General features: G+C 50.2%; 22 protein-coding genes and 1 tRNA gene. 17 read left to right on the top strand and 6 right to left on the bottom strand.

Annotated features, from left to right (window positions below; genetic code table 11):
* Window positions 1-67: 67 nt before the first annotated feature.
* Window positions 68-535, bottom strand: coding sequence for a hypothetical protein (locus Q8P05_00465; protein MDP2665964.1), 468 nt, complete (start codon window positions 533-535; stop codon window positions 68-70).
* A gap of 503 nt (window positions 536-1,038) precedes the next feature.
* Here Q8P05_00465 and Q8P05_00460 point away from each other — a divergent pair.
* Both Q8P05_00460 and Q8P05_00455 read left to right on the top strand, forming a co-directional pair.
* Window positions 1,039-1,401: a hypothetical protein gene (locus Q8P05_00460; GenBank protein MDP2665963.1), complete on the top strand. Its 363-nt coding sequence runs from the start codon at window positions 1,039-1,041 to the stop codon at window positions 1,399-1,401.
* A 100-nt stretch (window positions 1,402-1,501) separates the two neighbouring features.
* Window positions 1,502-2,434: a Fic family protein gene (locus Q8P05_00455; protein ID MDP2665962.1), complete on the top strand. Its 933-nt coding sequence runs from the start codon at window positions 1,502-1,504 to the stop codon at window positions 2,432-2,434.
* 100 nt (window positions 2,435-2,534) lie between these two features.
* On the opposite strand, the gene Q8P05_00450 is transcribed toward Q8P05_00455, so the two are convergent.
* From Q8P05_00450 to guaB, 3 genes are all read right to left on the bottom strand, one after another.
* Window positions 2,535-3,194, bottom strand: a complete 660-nt coding sequence (locus Q8P05_00450; GenBank protein MDP2665961.1) for a class I SAM-dependent methyltransferase — start codon at window positions 3,192-3,194, stop codon at window positions 2,535-2,537.
* 123 nt (window positions 3,195-3,317) lie between these two features.
* On the bottom strand, window positions 3,318-4,877 hold the full coding sequence (locus Q8P05_00445; GenBank protein MDP2665960.1) for an adenylosuccinate synthase: 1,560 nt from the start codon (window positions 4,875-4,877) through the stop codon (window positions 3,318-3,320).
* A gap of 9 nt (window positions 4,878-4,886) precedes the next feature.
* Entirely contained in the window at window positions 4,887-6,395 is a 1,509-nt protein-coding gene (guaB, locus tag Q8P05_00440; GenBank protein MDP2665959.1) for an IMP dehydrogenase, read from the bottom strand.
* A 126-nt stretch (window positions 6,396-6,521) separates the two neighbouring features.
* On the opposite strand from guaB, the gene Q8P05_00435 reads away from it, so the two are divergent.
* The 13 genes from Q8P05_00435 (at window position 6,522) to Q8P05_00375 (ending at window position 15,577) form a co-directional block, all read left to right on the top strand.
* A complete protein-coding gene (locus Q8P05_00435) occupies window positions 6,522-6,818 on the top strand; it encodes a hypothetical protein (GenBank protein ID MDP2665958.1) in 297 nt (98 codons plus the stop codon).
* 253 nt (window positions 6,819-7,071) lie between these two features.
* Window positions 7,072-7,142: transfer RNA gene (locus Q8P05_00430), tRNA-Gly, on the top strand.
* A 114-nt stretch (window positions 7,143-7,256) separates the two neighbouring features.
* Window positions 7,257-7,601: a ribonuclease P gene (locus Q8P05_00425; GenBank protein MDP2665957.1), complete on the top strand. Its 345-nt coding sequence runs from the start codon at window positions 7,257-7,259 to the stop codon at window positions 7,599-7,601.
* Window positions 7,602-7,994: 393 nt separating this feature from the next.
* On the top strand, window positions 7,995-8,552 hold the full coding sequence (locus tag Q8P05_00420) for a 30S ribosomal protein S19e (GenBank protein MDP2665956.1): 558 nt from the start codon (window positions 7,995-7,997) through the stop codon (window positions 8,550-8,552).
* Entirely contained in the window at window positions 8,549-8,866 is a 318-nt protein-coding gene (locus Q8P05_00415; GenBank protein ID MDP2665955.1) for a DNA-binding protein, read from the top strand. Before Q8P05_00420 ends, Q8P05_00415 begins: the two co-directional genes overlap by 4 nt.
* Before the next feature lie 13 nt (window positions 8,867-8,879).
* Complete coding sequence (locus tag Q8P05_00410; GenBank protein ID MDP2665954.1) at window positions 8,880-9,167, top strand: hypothetical protein; 288 nt, start codon at window positions 8,880-8,882, stop codon at window positions 9,165-9,167.
* Window positions 9,168-9,177: 10 nt separating this feature from the next.
* Window positions 9,178-9,696: a hypothetical protein gene (locus Q8P05_00405; protein ID MDP2665953.1), complete on the top strand. Its 519-nt coding sequence runs from the start codon at window positions 9,178-9,180 to the stop codon at window positions 9,694-9,696.
* Window positions 9,693-10,367, top strand: a complete 675-nt coding sequence (locus tag Q8P05_00400) for a translation initiation factor IF-6 (GenBank protein MDP2665952.1) — start codon at window positions 9,693-9,695, stop codon at window positions 10,365-10,367. The genes Q8P05_00405 and Q8P05_00400 overlap by 4 nt, the downstream gene beginning before the upstream one ends.
* 55 nt (window positions 10,368-10,422) lie before the next feature.
* The gene (locus tag Q8P05_00395) at window positions 10,423-10,887 is read left to right on the top strand and encodes a hypothetical protein (GenBank protein MDP2665951.1); all 465 of its coding nucleotides are present in this window, start codon (window positions 10,423-10,425) and stop codon (window positions 10,885-10,887) included.
* Window positions 10,888-10,940: 53 nt separating this feature from the next.
* Entirely contained in the window at window positions 10,941-12,152 is a 1,212-nt protein-coding gene (ftsY, locus tag Q8P05_00390; GenBank protein MDP2665950.1) for a signal recognition particle-docking protein FtsY, read from the top strand.
* Window positions 12,153-12,469: 317 nt separating this feature from the next.
* Entirely contained in the window at window positions 12,470-13,822 is a 1,353-nt protein-coding gene (locus Q8P05_00385; GenBank protein MDP2665949.1) for a signal recognition particle receptor subunit alpha, read from the top strand.
* Between the two features lie 4 nt (window positions 13,823-13,826).
* The gene (locus tag Q8P05_00380) at window positions 13,827-14,654 is read left to right on the top strand and encodes an A24 family peptidase (GenBank protein ID MDP2665948.1); all 828 of its coding nucleotides are present in this window, start codon (window positions 13,827-13,829) and stop codon (window positions 14,652-14,654) included.
* Window positions 14,655-14,659: 5 nt separating this feature from the next.
* Entirely contained in the window at window positions 14,660-15,577 is a 918-nt protein-coding gene (locus Q8P05_00375) for an NAD-dependent epimerase/dehydratase family protein (GenBank protein ID MDP2665947.1), read from the top strand.
* 48 nt (window positions 15,578-15,625) lie between these two features.
* Here Q8P05_00375 and Q8P05_00370 read toward each other — a convergent pair whose 3' ends face one another.
* Window positions 15,626-16,063 carry a hypothetical protein gene (locus tag Q8P05_00370; protein MDP2665946.1) on the bottom strand — a complete coding sequence of 146 codons (438 nt, stop codon included), beginning with the start codon at window positions 16,061-16,063 and terminating at the stop codon, window positions 15,626-15,628.
* An 88-nt stretch (window positions 16,064-16,151) separates the two neighbouring features.
* On the opposite strand from Q8P05_00370, the gene Q8P05_00365 reads away from it, so the two are divergent.
* Complete coding sequence (locus Q8P05_00365; GenBank protein MDP2665945.1) at window positions 16,152-16,988, top strand: TIM barrel protein; 837 nt, start codon at window positions 16,152-16,154, stop codon at window positions 16,986-16,988.
* A gap of 39 nt (window positions 16,989-17,027) precedes the next feature.
* On the top strand, window positions 17,028-17,408 hold the full coding sequence (locus Q8P05_00360) for a hypothetical protein (GenBank protein ID MDP2665944.1): 381 nt from the start codon (window positions 17,028-17,030) through the stop codon (window positions 17,406-17,408).
* A gap of 10 nt (window positions 17,409-17,418) precedes the next feature.
* Here Q8P05_00360 and Q8P05_00355 read toward each other — a convergent pair whose 3' ends face one another.
* Window positions 17,419-18,261, bottom strand: a complete 843-nt coding sequence (locus Q8P05_00355) for a geranylgeranylglyceryl/heptaprenylglyceryl phosphate synthase (GenBank protein ID MDP2665943.1) — start codon at window positions 18,259-18,261, stop codon at window positions 17,419-17,421.
* Window positions 18,262-18,311 lie beyond the last annotated feature (50 nt).

The following is an 18,311-nucleotide window of genomic DNA, read 5'->3' as shown; positions in this document are numbered from 1 at the left end:
CGGTCGCTGCATCGTATCCAGCGTTAGAGTGCAATCCGGCTGGCTGATATCCCCAGTTTAGCGACTCTCATTTTGATTTATTTTCAATCCTATATTTTATTTCATAGACATTGGGAGAAGATTGCTGCGGATTTGATTTTTGAATGAAGTAAAATTGAGAAGCACCCAGTTGATGAACATAAATATACGCACTTTCGCCTGAATAAGTGAGCGTGGTACCATCAGCCCCTTGCTTAGAGCCCTCATAATAATCGTTGAGTCCAGTCATTGGTGGGGGAGTAGAACCCGCATGAAGAATAAGTAACTCAGAACACTCATTTTTTAGTTCAATAACTGGCGTTTCAACAAAATCAGTACATAGTTCACAAGCAAGAAGCATTTTTGAATAAGTAGAAAGTTTGATACATTCTGGGGCATTATTCGATTCAACTATTACTGTTAAGTTGTTTGGACTTGGTGGCGCAATGCATCCAGACCACATTATTCCTGTGATAAAAAGGAGAACGACTATCTGCCAACGAGCAACATTTTCCATTAACTAAAAGAATCATTGGAAGTATTTAAACATGACAAAAAAGGACCATCTGCATTCTACCCAGTCCCCGTCTCACGGTCGCTGCATGCCCGCATTATCGGGCAGCACTAAGGGAACATTAGCGGGATTTGCAATCCCGCAGTAGGCCTTTTTTGTTGGTGAATAGGTAGTTCAAGTGCCGGATTTTTTGATTGTGTCTAAACACAATGTAAACTTATCCACAATCGCTCGTTTAATCTAATCTTAAAGAATCTTTAAGTATGTTAAACTATCTTAAAATTAGAACAAAAAAGGATGGACAGCGGATGAAAGCGATACGAATTGGCCAATTGTTTACGGGTCATGAAAAATGGAGAAGTCATGCTCGATAACACAGTAAAAATAATATGATTATTTCAGAACCAGAATTGCTCAGTTTTTTGCAGTCGTTGCATTTTCATGGCGGTTTACTGAACGCAAATTTATATACGGGTGAAATCAAGCATAATCAGGGGGAACGAAGTATGGGATGGTACGGAGTATTCTTGGTTCCAAAACTGAAATTGATTTTCTCTTTGAGAAGCATCGATGAAAACAAACTCCACGATCATTTTGATTCCTTGGATCGATTTTTCAGCAAATACGACAAACTAAAGGAAGATATAGAGTATATACAGACCATAACCGAAGAGAATAAGAGCTTTTCAGCAAAAGTAACCGCTAAAATGTTCAATATAATCGACGAACTCGGATATCTACCGGATATTTCTAATAGTGTATTCCTCCTTTACTTTCTCCATAAACACCAATTCGAAATAGATTATCATTCCGAGCACAGCATTGAGTTAGGTAAATACAAGAAGAAAGGGTGGCAAATGGTCGAGTAAGCCATTTTGGCGGCCGTTATACATTCGGGATCCACTAACCGTATTCCTCAATAGCCGTTGTTCCTCAATCCTTTTAAAGTGTTTGTGAGTAACACATATTATGGCCTATCTAACCAAACGCCAACGGGGAGAGCAAACCTATTATTACTTGGTTGAAAACATTCCCATCGCCAAAGGTCGACGCAAGCAGATTCGAAAATACATTGGAAAACAACAACCTTCCGAAACGAAACTACAAATCTTATTGTCTCAATTTGAAGAAGAAATGGTAACCGAGCGAGAAAAAAGTTTGGGTCATCACTATTTGACTCCCGATGAAATAAGTGAGATTGATCGAATCAACAAGGAGTTTTGGAAACGTTACAATGCTCAAAATTCCACTATCCAGGAGCAGTTTGACCAGAACTTTGTCATGGCATTCGTGTACAACACGAACTCCATTGAAGGAAGCACACTCACCCCCAAAGAAGTTGCGCTTCTCTTAACTGAAAATATTTCCCCAAACAAGCCATTAGACGATGTACTGGAAGCCAAGGCTGCCCAACGTACGCTTCAATTTGTCAAAGAATACAAAGGAAAATTCGACGAAGATTTTTTGTTTAAAATCCATGAAATGTACTTCAACGACACAAAACCTTACATTGCAGGAAAATACAAGACGAAAGAAAACTACTTACGTGCGTCCAAATTCGCACTCACCCCACCAAATATGGTTCCAACTGACATGAAACTTTACTTTAAGGACTATGACCAATTAAAGAAAAAATTACATCCATTAGAATTAGCTGCATGGGCGCACTGGAAACTCGTTCGTATTCACCCATTCCAGGATGGAAATGGAAGAACGGCTCGAATCGTGATGAACTATATCCTGTATCAAAATGGATATGGAATGATTGATATTGAAACCAAAGAAAGACAAACGTACATTAACGCATTAGAACGATGCAATTACGCCAACAACGGGCGAGCACTTGCGATTCGATTAGTAAGACGATTCAAGAAACAATACGAAAAAGCACTTATCGACTAAATTGTGCATGTCGACCTCCCAATTTTTAGTTATGTCGGATAGTTTATCTGAAAAAGGCACTGCACTCAAACTGACGAGGCATCTCACGGACGCCGCACACCTATAATGGCTCTATCTCATAAACGCGATAAATCTGCCAAACTTTTGCTACTTCGTTAACTGATTTTATTGAATAACCTGATTCTTTTGCAAGTTTTTCCAAAAACTCAAAATCAGCAAAATTAGACCACGAGCAATAAATTTTACCTTTTGCAGTCAAATACTTTTTCGCATCACGAAAGAAATTCTTTATAGTTTCGTGATTTTTATCCCACATGGACTTTTCTTCTATGTTTTTTGCTTCATGATCCGTATATGGAGGATTGGCAACAATCACATCAAATTTTTCATTACTAGAGGGGAATATATTAGCTAATTCGATTCGTGCCTTTTTCTCTAAACCATGCAATCGAATATTTTCAGAAATATTTTTCACGGCATCAGGATTTACATCCGTAGCAACAACCGCTGCAGATTGGTTAGACAAAAAAATAGCGATGGCACCAGTTCCAGCAAAAGGTTCGAACACGCGATCCGATGGATTAACTCTAGCAGACTTTGCCAATAATTCAGTATCAATTTCTGGGTAAAAAACATGTGGATAGACCATTATCCTCTTTCCTAAAAAGTCCACGAAATAGGGCGCAGTAGCTGCATTCATTTTGGTCGCTTTTCGGCGTTGACCATCTTTCGCTTTTAGGTCTAATTCTACATCCAACATACAAGAGACTCAGGAAGCATGGTTTTTAGTCATGTCTGATTAAGGATAGAAAATAGGCTACTGCACTCGAATTAGCATAACGTCTTACTGTCGCTACATCGGGCCAAATTACACTCTGAGTTCTCACTTTCCGATGGCCTCGCGGATGGGGGGAATCTTTGCTCTTTCCTTTTGGTCGAAGAATATTATTTGCTCGCGGCGGGGGCCGTTGGAGATGCCAACGATGTTTCCGCCGGTGGTATCCTCGATCAGGCGGATCATCTCAATCAAATTTTGAGGAAGCTCAGCATGGGTTTGTGCCGCATGGGTGGGGGTTTCCCAGCCCGGCAACTCGATATAGCGGGGCGTCACGTGGTATAGGACATGGGAGTCCGTGGGAAATGTTTCAAGAACATCCCCCTTTCTCAGGGGTTTATCCCCTAATTGGTAGGGGGGTCCATGGTATTGGTAGGCGGTGGCCAGCTTGATGATGGAACACGTGTCCAACACATCCACTTTGGTGAGGAAGATGTCCTTCCCATTCACGTCCAGGGCGTACTTCAACGCCACCAGGTCCAACCATCCCGTGCGTCGCGGACGCTTCGTTGTCGCCCCATACTCTTTCCCGGTGATCCGAAAACCAATACCCTGAAGCAGTTCATTCGTATGATTTACATGCGCCTCCCCAAACTTTTCATGCTCGGCCTCTCTGGTGTTCAAATGATTATCACAATGATTTTCCGAATCCTTTCCCCCCATCTCGGTGGGAAAGGGACCGTTGCCCACGCGTGTCATGTAGGCTTTGGCAATGCCAAAACAATAGTCTACGTCCTTCTCCCGGAGACCCACGCCCTTGGCAAGACCTCCTACTGATGGATCGGACGAGGTCACAAAGGGTCGGGTTCCGTGATCGACGCTCAACAATAGACCCTGCGCCCCCTCCAGAAGGATGTTCTGCCTCCCCACTTGCCCACGAAGGAAGGATTCGGTGTCGGCGATATGCGGATGCAATCGCGGACCCATCTCATCCAGGTAGGCGGCAATGATTTCAGGGGTATTGAAAATGGTGGTTTCATTGTAGAACCTGCCCCCGTGCAAGCGGGGAATATTGAAAATGGATTTCACTATTTGGGAATCCAGACCCATGCCCCTCAATTCCCGTGTGGCACACGCGATGTTTTTTCCCAATTTTTCCACGAAAACATCGCGGTTCGCCAGATCATTCATCACCAACCCGCGGCGGGCCACATGATCCTCGTAAGCAGGACCGATGCCCCGACCCGTGGTTCCTATTTTCCCGCTCGATATGGATTCGCGCGCCTGATCCAGAACAATATGGTGGGGGAGGATGAGCTTGGCATTCAGGCTGATGCGCAAATGGGAGTAGGAATATCCCGCGCGGTTCAATTGATCCATCTCCTCCAGCAAGGCCCGGGGATCCAGCACCACCCCATTCCCAATGATGTTGATTTTTCCATTGGCATCATGGAGAATACCGGAAGGAATGAGATGAAACACGTATTCATCATCCCCCTTCACAATGGTGTGGCCGGCATTCGCCCCACCGGTGCCGCGGGCAATAATATCGGCCCAATCGCTCGCCAAAAAATCAATCAATTTCCCCTTCCCGGTGTCCCCCCACTGGTTGCATACGACGGCCACCGTGCGGGCGTTCCCTAATACGTCTGCCAATCCTTTCTGCATACGCCAACCTCACCTGATCCGGTGGTAGTTGGGGGCTTCCGTAATTAAATGGATATCATGGGGGTGGGATTCCTTCTGCCCCGCATGGGTGATGCGGCGGAAATAGGCCTTTTCATGGAGCTCCGGAATGGAAGAAGCGCCCACATAGCCCATGCCCGCGCGCAACCCCCCGAGATGCTGGACCATCAAATCCTCCACGTTTCCCCGATAGGGCACGACTCCCTCGATTCCCTCCGGAACCAATTTCTTGAAATCGTGGGATTGACGATACCTTTCCCGCGAGGCTTTGCTTTCCTTCATCGCACTCAAACTTCCCATTCCCCGGATGCGTTTCACGGGCTTCCCATCCACATAGGTAATATCCCCCGGGGACTCCGCCGTGCCCGCGAGAAGACTGCCCACCATCACGGTGTGGGCGCCGGCGGCCAGGGCCACCGTAATGTCTCCCGAATAGGTAATGCCCCCATCCCCACAAATGGGAACCCCGCTCCCTCGAGCGGCCTTGGCGCAGTTGAAAATGGCGGTTACCTGTGGACACCCGATCCCCGCGACGATGCGCGTGGTGCAAATACTCCCCGGACCCTGACCTATCTTGATTCCGTCCACCCCGGCCTTGATCAAATCATCCACCCCCGTGGGTTCGGAGATGTTCCCCGCCACCACATCGGTGGAGGGGAATTCACCCTTGATGGCTTTCACCATGGTTAGAACCCCTTTCGAGTGGCCGTGGGCGGTGTCGATTACTACAACATCCACATTCTCTTTCACCAATGCGCGCACGCGCTCCAATTCTTTTTCCCCCGTACCCACCGCGCCCCCCACACGTAGCTGCCCATTGGAATCAAGGTTGAACCGATAACGTTCCCCCTTCACGATGGTCTTCACGTCCTGAAACACATACAACCCTTTTACTTTTCCATTCTCATCCACGAGGGGGAGGACTTTCTTCTTCTCTGTGAGCATGATCTGATACGCCTCATCCACGGTACAGGTTACCGGCGCCGTCACGGGTTGGGCACTCATGATAGAGGAAAGAGGTTGTTCAGGGTCGGCCATGAGATCGAAATCATTCTCCGTCACCACCCCCACCAATTCGTCATGGGCATTGAGAACTGGAAACGTATGGAAGGGAAAATTCTTTTCTTCCCGAGTCTGGAGGACTTGCCGAATGGAATCATCCTGGTGAAACATCACCGGGTTCTGGATGCGCGCATTCAAATGATTTTTCACCCGGGCCACTTCTTTAGCCTGCTGTTCGGGCGAAAGATTTCGGTGGATAATCCCCAAACCCCCCAGTTTGGCCAAGGCAATGGCCATGCGGGAATCGGTGACGGTATCCATGGCGGCGCTGATGATGGGAATCTTGACGGGGACGTTCTTAGAGAAGAAGGAGTTGGTCTCAATCGCCTCCAGACGAATGTCCGAATACGCGGTGGCGAGGCGCACATCCTCGAAAGCGAGGGCGAGCTCGAGGGCCTCCATGCGCGCGAAGAAGGATTCCATTTTGGGGTGGGCCATGATGATGGTACCCATTCGCCCCTATAAAGGTTGGTTGGGCGGAGGCTCGGCGGCCCACCACGGGAACGTTTTTATGCCTTTCAATTCGTTTCATTTGTGAAAAAACCAATGAGGAGGCGATAGTATATGGCCAGCTTATCCATCTACTTTTTCGGAAAACCCGAATGGGAATTCGGAGACAAAATAGACGCCGCCATGGTCAAGGCGAAAGGGGATGAACTGAGAGAGAGATTGCATACAATCGCCGACGCCATGGAAAAGCTGACCGCCGCCGGATGGGAGCCCAGCATGGCCCTCTACGATGTCTACTTCAGCAAAGATATTCCCCGAAAGCAAGCGGAAATGGAATTGAAGGAACTTGGCATCGATGAGGGAACGTATCACCTGGACGAATTTGACGAGGACGAAGACGAGGAGGAATGATTTCATCCGCGGGACGCACTGGATGAATGAATTTGGTGACCCGCTCGCCTAATCGCTCGCCAACTCGAAAGGGTGACGCATGGCCTCCCTGTAAGGTGAAACAATAGGCGGTTTTTTGATGAAACTTTTTTCTAAAAAGTTTCCATTTTTTAATAAAATTTTTTCTTAAAAAATACGAAGCTCTTTTTCCATATCTCATTCCGATGCCAATAGGGCTTTTATAAGCATTCTTGTACGATTATTCATTATGGTTGCGGATGTCGTATATCGGTAGTATTCGACCCTTCCAAGGTCGGGGGCCGGGTTCGACTCCCGGCATCCGCATACAGCCACTTTTCGATCTCGGAATAGTCGATATCGCGGTGTCCAGGAACCCAACCCTCCGAGATTGCCGCAACCCAAAAGATTATTACTTCAAGCACTCAGGGTTAGGAATATATGGCTACACCCAACCGTTTTGTACGCCCGCTCACCGGCCAGCAGAAAATAGCGGTGGAACGCATGTTTAGGTTGGATGAGTTGGCAGCGGAGGAAGTGAATACCAATCCGGCCCGAAGCAAGCGCTACGTGGAACTTATTCAAGGATTATCCACCCGTTTCAGAGTTGCCATTCCGGATGAGGTGCGGAATCATTTCTGCAAGGGTTGCGGAAATTATTGGGTGTACGGAGAAAACGTTTCCATTCGCGTAAAAGGAAAGACCAAGAATTTCGTGTGCCACATCTGCGGAAAACTCACACGACGAAAGATGATATCCAATCTCGCAATATCCCCCCTCACATGAAACGAAAGGGTATGTTTTGAACCGACCCGGATTTGAAACGAAAGGGCCCCCCATACGATGACACGGCGAACGGCTTCATCTATCCTGAACATACCTCGGTGTTCTGCCCCCTGGGATTTGAATGTCTTTGACTGAGGAACCCTATCAGGGAGAACTAGGAAAGGACTTGATTCCTACTATCCTCGACCGCAAAATTACTGCGCTGACTTGCTCCACGCGCTCCATTTTCACTAGTGGTAAAACTTTCATTGTTGGACCCAAAAGGGGGCCGGCCCCCTTATTTTTAAACCTTGTCCAGGGGAATGAGAATAGTACGCCTATTTTTGGTTTCCAAAACCAAGATGAGGCTGTTGAACCCATGTGCCGAGAGGCATGACCCAGGAGAGGATTAGAATGGGAGTCTACGATGTTCCAGCCAATGACCTGCTGTCCCAGCTCGCCCACGCCTTCAAAGAGCAGAATATGGTCCAATCTCCCCCCTTTGCCCCCTTCGTGAAGACTGGGCAACAGGCCCAACGCGCCCCAGCCGACCCGGATTGGTGGTATTTGAGGTGCGCCTCGGTGCTATACCGGGTTTTCAAGGATGGACCTGTGGGGACGGAGAGCCTGCGCACCTATTATGGGGGACGAAAAAACAGGGGCACGAAGCCCAATCGCCACCGCAAGGCCGGGGGGAAGATCATTCGATTAGCCCTCCAGCAGCTGGAAACCGCGCACCTTGTCCAAAAAGGAGCTAATGGGGGACGCGTCATCTCCCCCCAAGGGCAGAAACTCCTCAACCAGGCCTCCCGTACAGCGATGGAGGGGTTGGCGACCAAAGTCAAGAAGAAGCGCGTCTTCCACAAAGCCACCAAGACGGAAAGCGATGTGACCGCGGCCATCAAGCGAGGAAAGAAAGAGGATCCCGATAAATACAAAGACAAAAAGAAGAAGACCAGTGAGGAAACATGAGCGAGGAGGGAATGGAAAATCAGGACGAGATGATGCGGGCGCGGGCCCAAAAACGCTACGAGGAAATAGAGAACCAACGCCGCATGGAAGGGGAGTTGGACCAAATGCTCGCCTCGCTGCTGACGCCCGATGCCAAAACGCGCCTGAACAACGTGAGACTGGTGAACAAGGAAAAATACCTGCAAGTGGCCCACACACTGATCATGGCGGCCCGGCAGGGAAAACTTCCAAGTAAAATAGACGAAGACCAGGTGAAACGATTACTCGCCCAAATTACCCCACCCAAGAAGGAATTCACGATCAAGAGAAAATGAACGAGGAAAATGTATGAGCAGCCACAAAGACCGGGAGATGAAGAAGCATATTATTGTCACGCGCCAACGCATCACCTCCGGTTTGACCAATGCCCCTGTTTTCGCCATGCAAAAAAAGAGGGCGCGCATCTACAACACCAAAGCCAAACGGCACTGGAGGAGCATCGATTTAGGAAAGATGTTCAAGAAAAAAATGAAAGAACACAACCGGAAGAAAGGATACAAGGCCACCAAGCGGAACGCCGGGAAACACCAGACGAACACCCACCGCATGCACAAGAAGAAGGACAAATACGCGTGAGGCTGATCCCATGAAAGAAGACCACACCATCCGATTGAACAATGCGGTTAGGATTCCCCGCACACGTTATGCCAACAAGGTTGTTTTTGCGGTGCGGAACTATATCACCAAACACACGCGGGCGCCAGCCAAAGACATCCGATTGTCCCCGGATCTTAATCATGCTATCTGGGCACGCGGGAAGAATGTGAAAGTGCCCCGCCTTGAGGTGGTGCTAAAAAAGAAAGAAACTATGGTGTATGCCTTCCTGAAGGGAGGGAAAGACCTCCAGGAATATGTGGCGAAAGAGCAGGCCGCCGCCAAAGAAGCCAAGAAAGCCGAAGCCAAAGGGAAAAAGGATGCCAAGGAAAAACCAACCCCGAAAGTGACGCTTTCCACGGAAACAACAACCAAAAAAGACGCCCCCACGAAGGGGGAAACCGCTCCTAAGACAACCGATGAGAAAGCCCCAACGGTTCCAGATGGTAAGGCCGACCAATCAAACCCCCCACCCGCCACTCCAACGACCGCGCCGGCCGAAAAGCCATGACCATCAAAGCCATCAACCTGCGCGGGAGTCCCTACCTGGGGATATTCTGCAGCACCACGGATGAAATCGCTTTAATCCCCGAATTCGTGGAGCAGAAAGAGAGCAAACGTATTGCGGAAACATTGGGAGTTGAAACCCTTCCCACGCGTCTCGCCGACAGCCCCCTCATTGGAGTATTATCTCGCGGATATGGAAAAAAATTCACCCTTGCCAACTGCACGCAGGAAGAGGAAGTGGATGCCCTGCGCGCCATGGGAATCGACACATTAGTTTTGCGAGATACCAGCGCAGTGGGAAACCTGGTGCATGTCAACCGCCACGCCGGACTGATCAGTCATCTCATCCCTGAGAAAGACCGGGTGGCCATCGAAGCCTTCTTCGGGAAAGTATTGCACCGCTCCACCATCGCCAAATCCGACCTGGCCGGGGCCTGCCTCGTGGGAAATGAGCGAGGCTATTTGGTTCATCCTAAAGCTGAGGCGGCGGAGATGCAGAAGATAGAGGATTGGCTGAAAATCCCGGGGATGCGCACCACTGCCAACTATGGGGATCCATTTATTGGCAATTCCATATTGGCGAATAAACATGGGATTATGGTGGGGGAATTGACCAGCGGCCCGGAACTCGCCCGGATCGACGAAGGGCTGAATCCGGGGTTGATTATGAGGTAACCATTTCAAAGTTTTGATGGATTTTAATGGTTTTGATGGATAAGGAGGAACACGCATGGTTGAAACCACAAAAAAGAATGAAAAGCCCCGCGAGGAGGAACGCACCCTGAGCGTACAGCAAGTGCGGGAGCTCCAACAGGCGGAACGCCGAAAGCTGAACGAACTAATCCGCCGACGCAAGGGGGCGGAAAACATGCTCCTCGAGAACCAGAGCGTACGCGAAAGCGTGGACGCAATATCGGATGAAAAGGAAATGACGTCCATCATGCCCCTGGGAGCCGGAGTATTCGTGGAAGGGAAAATAGCCCCCAACACATTCAAGCGTATGCTCGCCGGGAACGTAGTGCTGAACGCCCCCCGGGAGGACGTGGTGAAAGAACTCGAGGAAAGAAAAGCATTGCTCGAAAAAGAGATGGAGGTGGTGGACCAGGATATTCAAACCACTTCCACCAATTTGAATGGAATCAACCAGGTCCTACAGACCATCCGTCAAGCCCGCCAAACGAAAGCCCAGAAATAGGGTTTTAACCCCTTTCCTGGGTAACCCTCTCATCTGTAAAAGGATGGGAACGCATGTTCGACCTGCTCAAAAAAAAGATCGCCGGGTTCACCCAAAAAGTACTGGGAAACGTCGAAACCCAAAAGCCTGCTGACCCCACTCCACCCGAATCAGACATGGAAACAGGAAACGCGAATGATTCGGAAGTGAATCTGCCTCAAATGCCGGAGGAAAGTCCTGTTCCCGACAAGGTAATGGACGCCATACCTGACAATGTAATGCAGGCCGATGAAATCACCCGCATCGCGGAATCGGAAGACCAACCCGCGCAACCCTCTAAACTGAAATCGGAGGCCCTTCCCGAGATGAAAGGGAGGGATGAACGCCCCCTCACGGCCAAAGTGGGCATTATTTCCCGCATGGGAGGGATGCTCACGGGAACGCTCACATTGGATGAGGAAACCGTGAAAGCTTTCCTCGAGGAATTCGAATTATCCCTGCTGGAAGCGGATGTGGAACTGGAGACCGCTACTGCTCTGGTGGAAGAATTACACGCTCGCCTTTCCAACAAAACCATTTCCACGCGGGAAAACCCGACAAAGGTCATTCTCACCGAAATCAAGGCCGCCCTGCATCAGATCATTGACGTGGAGGAAGTGGATGTGGATAGCATCGTGGCCTCTCACCACCCCTGTATCATTCTTATATTGGGCCCGAATGGGGCGGGAAAGACCACTACGATTGCTAAGCTGGCCCATCGCTTCCAACAGCAAGGGAAAAAAGTGGTGCTCGCGAGCGCCGACACCTTTCGGGCGGGAAGCATCGAACAACTGCAGATCCATGCTAATGCATTAGGCGTGCGCCTGGTGAAGCACACCTATGGCGCTGACCCGGCCGCCGTAGCGTATGATGCCGTAAATGCCGCCCGTGCGGAGAAAGCGGATGTGGTGTTGATCGACAGCGCGGGAAGGCAGGACACCAACAAAAATCTCCTGGAAGAATTGAAAAAAATCCAGCGGGTCATCCAACCTCATTTGAAATGGTACGTGGGGGAAAGCTTCACGGGACAGGCCATATTGACCCAAGCCAGAACATTCGACACCGCTATCGGGGTGGACGGATTTATCCTCACGAAACTGGACACTGACACCAAGGGGGGAGGGGTTATTTCAGTCATGCACGCGCTGAAGAAACCCGTGGTGTTTTTCGGAGTGGGGCAAGGATACGATGATCTTATTCCCTTCGATATGGATTCTTTCTTGGATAGGATTATTCCCATGGCTTAAGACAAGGTAATACTTCCCGCTTAATTATCGCGATACCCTAACTGCCTGTAGGCAGCATAGGATTCGCGTTATTCATCATTAAGGGATGTGGGGTTGATGGTGCCTGGTAAGAATGCGGTATCCAACCGTTTACCTATCAACCTTTTTTCAAAAAAACTATTGAAAAAAATGCTCACACCCATCCTAAAAAAAAGAATATTTTCATCCACCACGTTCGTCCCAATCTACATGGTCTACCTTAAGCAGGATAAAACTGGCCGTTTTTCGTTAAAATTACCCATTCTTATAATCATTCCTCCCCCAGGTTATGAGATACTATGGGCCTCGGGGAAAGCTTGCGGAAAGCGTTCGATTCCTTCTCCTCCTTGCGGGTGGTGGACAAGGACAGCGTGAAGCAGTTGACCAAAGAACTGCAGCGGGCTTTACTCTCCGCGGACGTGGATGTGGAAACGGTTTTGAGCCTCAGCCGCCAGCTCGAGGAGGCGGCATTGAAGGAAGATATCCCCAAAGGGATGAGTCGTAAAGAGCATCTGATTTCCCTCACGTATGATGGGTTAATTGACGTATTGGGGGGAAAAAATAATCCCATTCCGGAAAAGCCCACCAGTATTTTATTAGTGGGCCTCTTCGGCAGCGGTAAAACCACCAGCGCTGGAAAAATAGCCCATTATTATGCCAAGCGCGGGCGCAAAGTGGGATTGATCGCGGCCGACACCTTTCGCCCGGCGGCGATTGACCAATTGACACAACTTCAGTCCAAAATACCCGGGACCAGCCTCTACTCCAATCCCAAAGAGAAGGACGCGAGCCGGGTGGTCCAGGAAGGGGTAGTGGAATTATTGGGGCAAGGGGTGCAAACCATTATCGTGGACTCCGCGGGACGCAGTGGATTGGACGCTCCATTGGTGGAGGAAATCCAGCGTATTCACCGCGTTTTGAAACCGGAACACACCTGGCTGGTGCTGGGAGCGGATGTGGGGCAACAGGCACGAAAACAGGCCAAGGCCTTCCACGAAGCCGTAGGGGTGAATGGGGTCATCCTCACTCGCATGGACGGAAGCGCTAAAGGAGGAGGGGCGTTGAGCGCGTGCCGGGCGACCAAAGCCCCCGTGTACTTCATTGGGGTGGGGGAGAAGATCAATGATCTGGAAGCCTTCCATGCGGATAGGTATTTGTCAAGAGTCATGGGGTATGGGGATCTGAAAGGGCTATTAGAGAAAATGAATGAACTCAAAGCCGACGCAGGAATGGGTGAAAATCCGCTGGAGGGACCCTTTACCTTACAGACGTTTTACGCGCAACTGACGGCCACCCGGAAGATGGGGCCATTGTCCAAAGTGGCGGAAATGATGGGATTGAAGATGCAGATCCCCCAGGAAGAATTAGAAGTAGGAGAAGAAAAACTGGACACCTACAAAGCGATGATGGACTCCATGACAATGCAGGAGAAGCGGGACCCTGAAATAATTTCCAGCGCCCGCATCGGACGCATCGCCAAAGGAAGTGGAAATACTGAAGGGGATGTGAGGGAACTGCTGAAGCATTACCGCCAGCTCAAGAAAGCAGTGGACAAGTTCAAGCATATAAACGAAGAGAGCATGAAAGACCCTAAAGGATTGCAAAAATTATTGGGGCAATTCCAGAAGAAGAAAAAGATCAAGTTGCGGTGAACGAATGGTCATTCCCCTCATCCAAATGGGCGCCAACCTGTTGGCCGGGGCACTCGCGGCGTACACGGATTGGAAGACTGGTTACATCTATGATTGGATCACCTACCCCCTCATTGGGTTGGGAATTATTCTTAGTCTCCTCACGCAGAACTGGCTGGGAATAGTCCTGGGGGCAGGAATCTATCTGATAGGGAAATTGGCTTATCGTACCGGTAAAATAGGGGGCGGGGATATCAAATTGCTGGCCGGTATTGCTCTGGTGCAACCTGTTTTTGGGGGCATGCTGTTTCCCCTAGTAGTCCTTCTGGTGGCGACCCTGCTGGCGAGCATCGTTTTCGGTTTTGTGTACGTGGGCCAACTGTGGAAGACCCGGCCCCGGATAGAGTGGAAGAAAAAAAAGTGGGGGAAGACGATGGTGTATTTGCTCGTGACGGTGGGCGCGTTAACCTACATGGCCATTAATCCCATTTTCCCGCTCCTCGCCATTCTCATTTTCGCCTTGGCGCTGGGAAGCGGACTGCTTTATCAAGTATTCGAGGATGAAATCAAAGCCAAGCAATTCCTCCAACACCTATCCGTGGAAACGATTGAGGAGGATGAGGTGGTGGCCATCGAGCATTTGGATACAAAAACAAAGACCAAATGGGGGGGAAAATTTCCTACATTGATCGGGCCGACAGAAGCCAAACGGTTGAAACAATTGGAAATTCATACCATTCCGGTGTACCGGAACCTCCCCCGGTTCGGACCATTCCTTTTCTTGGGAATGGTCATCGCCTACCTATTGCCAGAATGGGGAATGATCCTATTCCCTTTGGGATGGAGCGGGTGAAACAAATGAAAATATTCCTGACGGGCAGCACGGGGATGGTGGGAAAGGAGGTAATGGAGAAAATAGGGAATAAACATATGATCGTGGAATGCGCCAGAGAAAAAGGAATTGACATATTGGATTATGCAGCGGTTGAGAAAGCCATGAGAGGATGCCAAATAGTTATCCATACGGCGGGGGAAGTGGATGAGAGCAAGCCTGAAAAAGAAGTTTTCGCGATTAATGTGGAGGGAACACAAAAAGTTCTGCGCGCCTCCCAGGCGAACGGCGTGAAACAATTTATCCACATCAGCAGCGTCGCGGTGTACGGGGAGACGCATGAGGAAGTGAATGAGCACAGCGCCCTGCACCCGAAAACGGCTTATGAACGGAGCAAGAAAGCGGGGGAAGACGCGGTTAGGGAATATGCGAATCGTATGGCTATTACTATCATCCGCCCGCCCCTCATCATGGGACCGAATGGGTATTGGAAACAAATATTCAGAACGGTGAAAAAAGGATTTCCACTCGTGGGAAAAGGAAAGAATGCCTGGCAGATGGTCCACGTGACGGATTTGGCGGGATTTATTATTCACTGCATCGGGAACAAGAAAACAGCCGGGGAAACATTCATCTTGGCGGAGCAAGAACGACATACCCTGCGAGAAGTGGTGGACATCATCGCGGATATCCAAGGGACGAAGAAGGTGGGGCACATCCCCTATTGGATGGGAATGGGAATCGCGCGTATTTTTTGGTTGATACAAATGACCACGGGAAAAAAGCAATTGCTCATTCCCCCCCATGTGCGTCGACTGAAGAAACACCGGGCGTATGACATCTCGAAAGCCATGGCGACAGGGTGGAAACCCAAACTCTCCACCAAAGAAGCTCTTACGGAAACCTATCGGGCGCTCTTCCCCCAAGAGACGACTAAAAAATAGTGTTTATTTTTTGATCCATCCATTTCAGATGATCCATCCACTTGGGGATCAGTCCTCAAACTCGGCACTCGAAGGGGGTGTGGAGAACTCACTATTGAGACGGGCGATCTTGCGCACGGCCATGTCAAAAGGATCAGAGGATGGGAGTTTGGCCACCGCGTCCTGAATCCCGGTCCAGGCGAACAACCCCCATTCATATTCCTCTGGGGACAAGGAGAGACGCTGGGAACAATCCTCGAAGGAGAGGGATTCAGCTTCCTCTTTGGTCTGCCCAACAAATTCCCCGCTCACGCGGGAGAGAATACGCTTGAACGCCCCATCCCCACTCGTCGACTCGAATCCAATCTGTCGGATGGTGGCATCCCGGAGGGAAATGGTGAATTCCACCGTGAATGGAATACTCTTAAATCCGGCCAGTTTGGATTGGGCATCGGGCTTCTTTATTGCCCCTTCGAAAGGAAGGTGTGATTCTTCAAGGCTTGGCATAGAATCTTCTGCCGGAGAAACATTATTTATCTTATGGGTGGGAAAGCCGAACCAAACCCATAAAGAATGATTCAGGTTCCATTCCAGCATGGCACGGAAACTCTGGTTCGGCCCCTCGGGAATACCCCTGGCGGCCGCCGGAAAGGGACTCGTGCGGGGGGTTGAAAGCATCCCCCCATTGGGATTAGAGGCCATGGAACTGGCATTCGTGCAATCCGTCTACATTCGGGAGGATGCGAAAGCCCGCGAGGTTGACACGGCGAGGAAGAAAGCGGGAATACGATTGAGTGTGCACGCGCCCTACTATATCAACCTGAACGCCCGGAAGAAAGAGATTATGGACGCGAGCGTGGAACGGTTGTACACCGCCTGCCGAATGGGAGGGCTGTGCGGGGCCGAAAGCGTGGCGGTGCATGCGGCTTTTAGACATGGGGATGATACCCAAATGATCAAGGACAAAATTCTGGAAGCGTGCCATGGGATATACGACCGCCTGGATGCGGAAGGAATTGCCATCACCATCGCCCCCGAGTTCGCGGGGAAGGTTAGTCAATGGGGAAATCTGGAAGAGGTTATGGCCATCGCGGCTGAAGAGCGAATGGGGTGGTGCATGGACTTCGGCCACGCCCACGCCACGAGTGGAGGGAGTCTGACGACCCGCGCGGCATGTGATGCCATATTGGAAAAAATAGAAAATTTCGATTCCCGCTATTTGAAAAACATGCACATCCAGGCTTGTGGCATCACATTCACTGAAAAAGGAGAAAAATACCACACCTCCTTCGATTCACCTGAAAGCACATTGAATTGGAAGGCCATGCTGGAAAGCTGGAAAGCCTTTGGGGTGGGAGGAATATGCATCACCGAATGCCCCGGGCAAGAGAAAGATGCGCTATTGTTGAAAGAGTATTATGAAAACCTCTGATCGGGAACGCTTTTATTCAGGGAGAACACCACCCCCTCCATGACTCAAAAAGGGGGAAAACAACCAAGGCCTGGGGGACCGGGAAAGCGGCCACGGAAACCCAGTGGGAAAAAGACGTCCCATCGCCAAAGATATGAGCGCCTCATATTGGAAATTGAAAGAATCATCGCCACCAAGCCGGGCGCGATTGAGGAAAAATGGGCGCGCATCAAACAAGACGCCCTGGACAGAAAACTTCCCATGGGGGCGTATGACTTGCCATTGACACTCCGCCGGATGGAAGTGCCTCGCGATGAGGCACGGGTTTTGTTGTACCATTATCACTTAACGCGTGCAAAGTATCATCGAAAGTATGCAGAAAATAAGATGACTGCAGCCATTTTGACCCTGTATGATATGCGACGGTTCGATGCAATGTAAACGAAAATAATCAGCGTTCCTTCCCCGCTTTCTTGGCCGCAATCACCAATTCGTTCATGAGCTGCTCGGCCTTCTCCAGGCTGCCTTCAGAGGCCTTCACGATGCTCGTGCCCACGTGCACGATGTCGGCGCCCGCAGTGATGCACGCATACACATCATCAGGGGTGCGCACGCCCCCCGCCACGACGACGGGAAGGTATACCATCTTCCGCACGGCGGCAATGCACTCAGGGGGAACGCAGGCAGGAGCCCCGCTCCCGGATTCGAGGATGATGAGCTGGAATCCCATCATCTGGGCGGCGAGGGCATTCACAGCCCCCAAATAGGGGATGTTGCGGGGAAGAAGTTTGGCGGAACCAACCCATCCCACGGCTTGGCCGGGTTCGAAGACTAAATAGGCGGTGCCAATGGTCTCTAAACGCATGCGGGACACCGGATAGGCGGCCGCCACCTGGGCGCCGGACAAGTAATAGGGATCAAGGGAGTTGAAGAGCACCATGAAATAAAGGGCATCCGCTTGTGGGGAGATGGTGGCAATATTTCCTGGGAAGAGGATAACAGGCTTCTGGGACACCGATTTGATGGCCGTGATGCACTCATCCAATAGTTTTCCTTGCGCCCCAAGGCTTCCCCCTACGGCGAAGGCCGAGATGCCCGCTCGGTCGGCGGCTTGGGCGAGGGCTTTCACCTGTTCGGGCTGATGATCGGGAGGATCGATGACGAGGAAAACGTGGCCGGGAGACTCTTTAGCATGAGAGAGGAGGGATTGGTAAACTTTTCCCGATTGGGGGGACTGCGGGAAGGATTTTATCCCGTCCGCCTGGAGGCCGTCTTTCTGGGTGTGAAGCGCCATGCGAACCAGCGATATTAAACAAAAAGGGCTTATAAAACGGCCTACCCCCT

The organism is Candidatus Diapherotrites archaeon (assembly GCA_030688545.1).
Classification (GTDB): Archaea; Iainarchaeota; Iainarchaeia; order Iainarchaeales; family VGJJ01; genus VGJJ01.
This window is presented reverse-complemented; position numbering and strand designations above follow the sequence as displayed.

What these genes read in the sequence shown, in the direction of transcription:
- Q8P05_00465 (MDP2665964.1), bottom strand. Translation starts at nt 535, where the DNA reads ATGGAAAATGTTGCTCGTTGGCAGATAGTCGTTCTCCTTTTTATCACA.
- Q8P05_00460 (MDP2665963.1), top strand. Translation starts at nt 1,039, where the DNA reads ATGGGATGGTACGGAGTATTCTTGGTTCCAAAACTGAAATTGATTTTC.
- Q8P05_00455 (MDP2665962.1), top strand. Translation starts at nt 1,502, where the DNA reads ATGGCCTATCTAACCAAACGCCAACGGGGAGAGCAAACCTATTATTAC.
- Q8P05_00450 (MDP2665961.1), bottom strand. Translation starts at nt 3,194, where the DNA reads ATGTTGGATGTAGAATTAGACCTAAAAGCGAAAGATGGTCAACGCCGA.
- Q8P05_00445 (MDP2665960.1), bottom strand. Translation starts at nt 4,877, where the DNA reads ATGCAGAAAGGATTGGCAGACGTATTAGGGAACGCCCGCACGGTGGCC.
- guaB (MDP2665959.1), bottom strand. Translation starts at nt 6,395, where the DNA reads ATGGCCCACCCCAAAATGGAATCCTTCTTCGCGCGCATGGAGGCCCTC.
- Q8P05_00435 (MDP2665958.1), top strand. Translation starts at nt 6,522, where the DNA reads ATGGCCAGCTTATCCATCTACTTTTTCGGAAAACCCGAATGGGAATTC.
- Q8P05_00425 (MDP2665957.1), top strand. Translation starts at nt 7,257, where the DNA reads ATGGCTACACCCAACCGTTTTGTACGCCCGCTCACCGGCCAGCAGAAA.
- Q8P05_00420 (MDP2665956.1), top strand. Translation starts at nt 7,995, where the DNA reads ATGGGAGTCTACGATGTTCCAGCCAATGACCTGCTGTCCCAGCTCGCC.
- Q8P05_00415 (MDP2665955.1), top strand. Translation starts at nt 8,549, where the DNA reads ATGAGCGAGGAGGGAATGGAAAATCAGGACGAGATGATGCGGGCGCGG.
- Q8P05_00410 (MDP2665954.1), top strand. Translation starts at nt 8,880, where the DNA reads ATGAGCAGCCACAAAGACCGGGAGATGAAGAAGCATATTATTGTCACG.
- Q8P05_00405 (MDP2665953.1), top strand. Translation starts at nt 9,178, where the DNA reads ATGAAAGAAGACCACACCATCCGATTGAACAATGCGGTTAGGATTCCC.
- Q8P05_00400 (MDP2665952.1), top strand. Translation starts at nt 9,693, where the DNA reads ATGACCATCAAAGCCATCAACCTGCGCGGGAGTCCCTACCTGGGGATA.
- Q8P05_00395 (MDP2665951.1), top strand. Translation starts at nt 10,423, where the DNA reads ATGGTTGAAACCACAAAAAAGAATGAAAAGCCCCGCGAGGAGGAACGC.
- ftsY (MDP2665950.1), top strand. Translation starts at nt 10,941, where the DNA reads ATGTTCGACCTGCTCAAAAAAAAGATCGCCGGGTTCACCCAAAAAGTA.
- Q8P05_00385 (MDP2665949.1), top strand. Translation starts at nt 12,470, where the DNA reads ATGGGCCTCGGGGAAAGCTTGCGGAAAGCGTTCGATTCCTTCTCCTCC.
- Q8P05_00380 (MDP2665948.1), top strand. Translation starts at nt 13,827, where the DNA reads ATGGTCATTCCCCTCATCCAAATGGGCGCCAACCTGTTGGCCGGGGCA.
- Q8P05_00375 (MDP2665947.1), top strand. Translation starts at nt 14,660, where the DNA reads ATGAAAATATTCCTGACGGGCAGCACGGGGATGGTGGGAAAGGAGGTA.
- Q8P05_00370 (MDP2665946.1), bottom strand. Translation starts at nt 16,063, where the DNA reads ATGCCAAGCCTTGAAGAATCACACCTTCCTTTCGAAGGGGCAATAAAG.
- Q8P05_00365 (MDP2665945.1), top strand. Translation starts at nt 16,152, where the DNA reads ATGGCACGGAAACTCTGGTTCGGCCCCTCGGGAATACCCCTGGCGGCC.
- Q8P05_00360 (MDP2665944.1), top strand. Translation starts at nt 17,028, where the DNA reads ATGACTCAAAAAGGGGGAAAACAACCAAGGCCTGGGGGACCGGGAAAG.
- Q8P05_00355 (MDP2665943.1), bottom strand. Translation starts at nt 18,261, where the DNA reads ATGGCGCTTCACACCCAGAAAGACGGCCTCCAGGCGGACGGGATAAAA.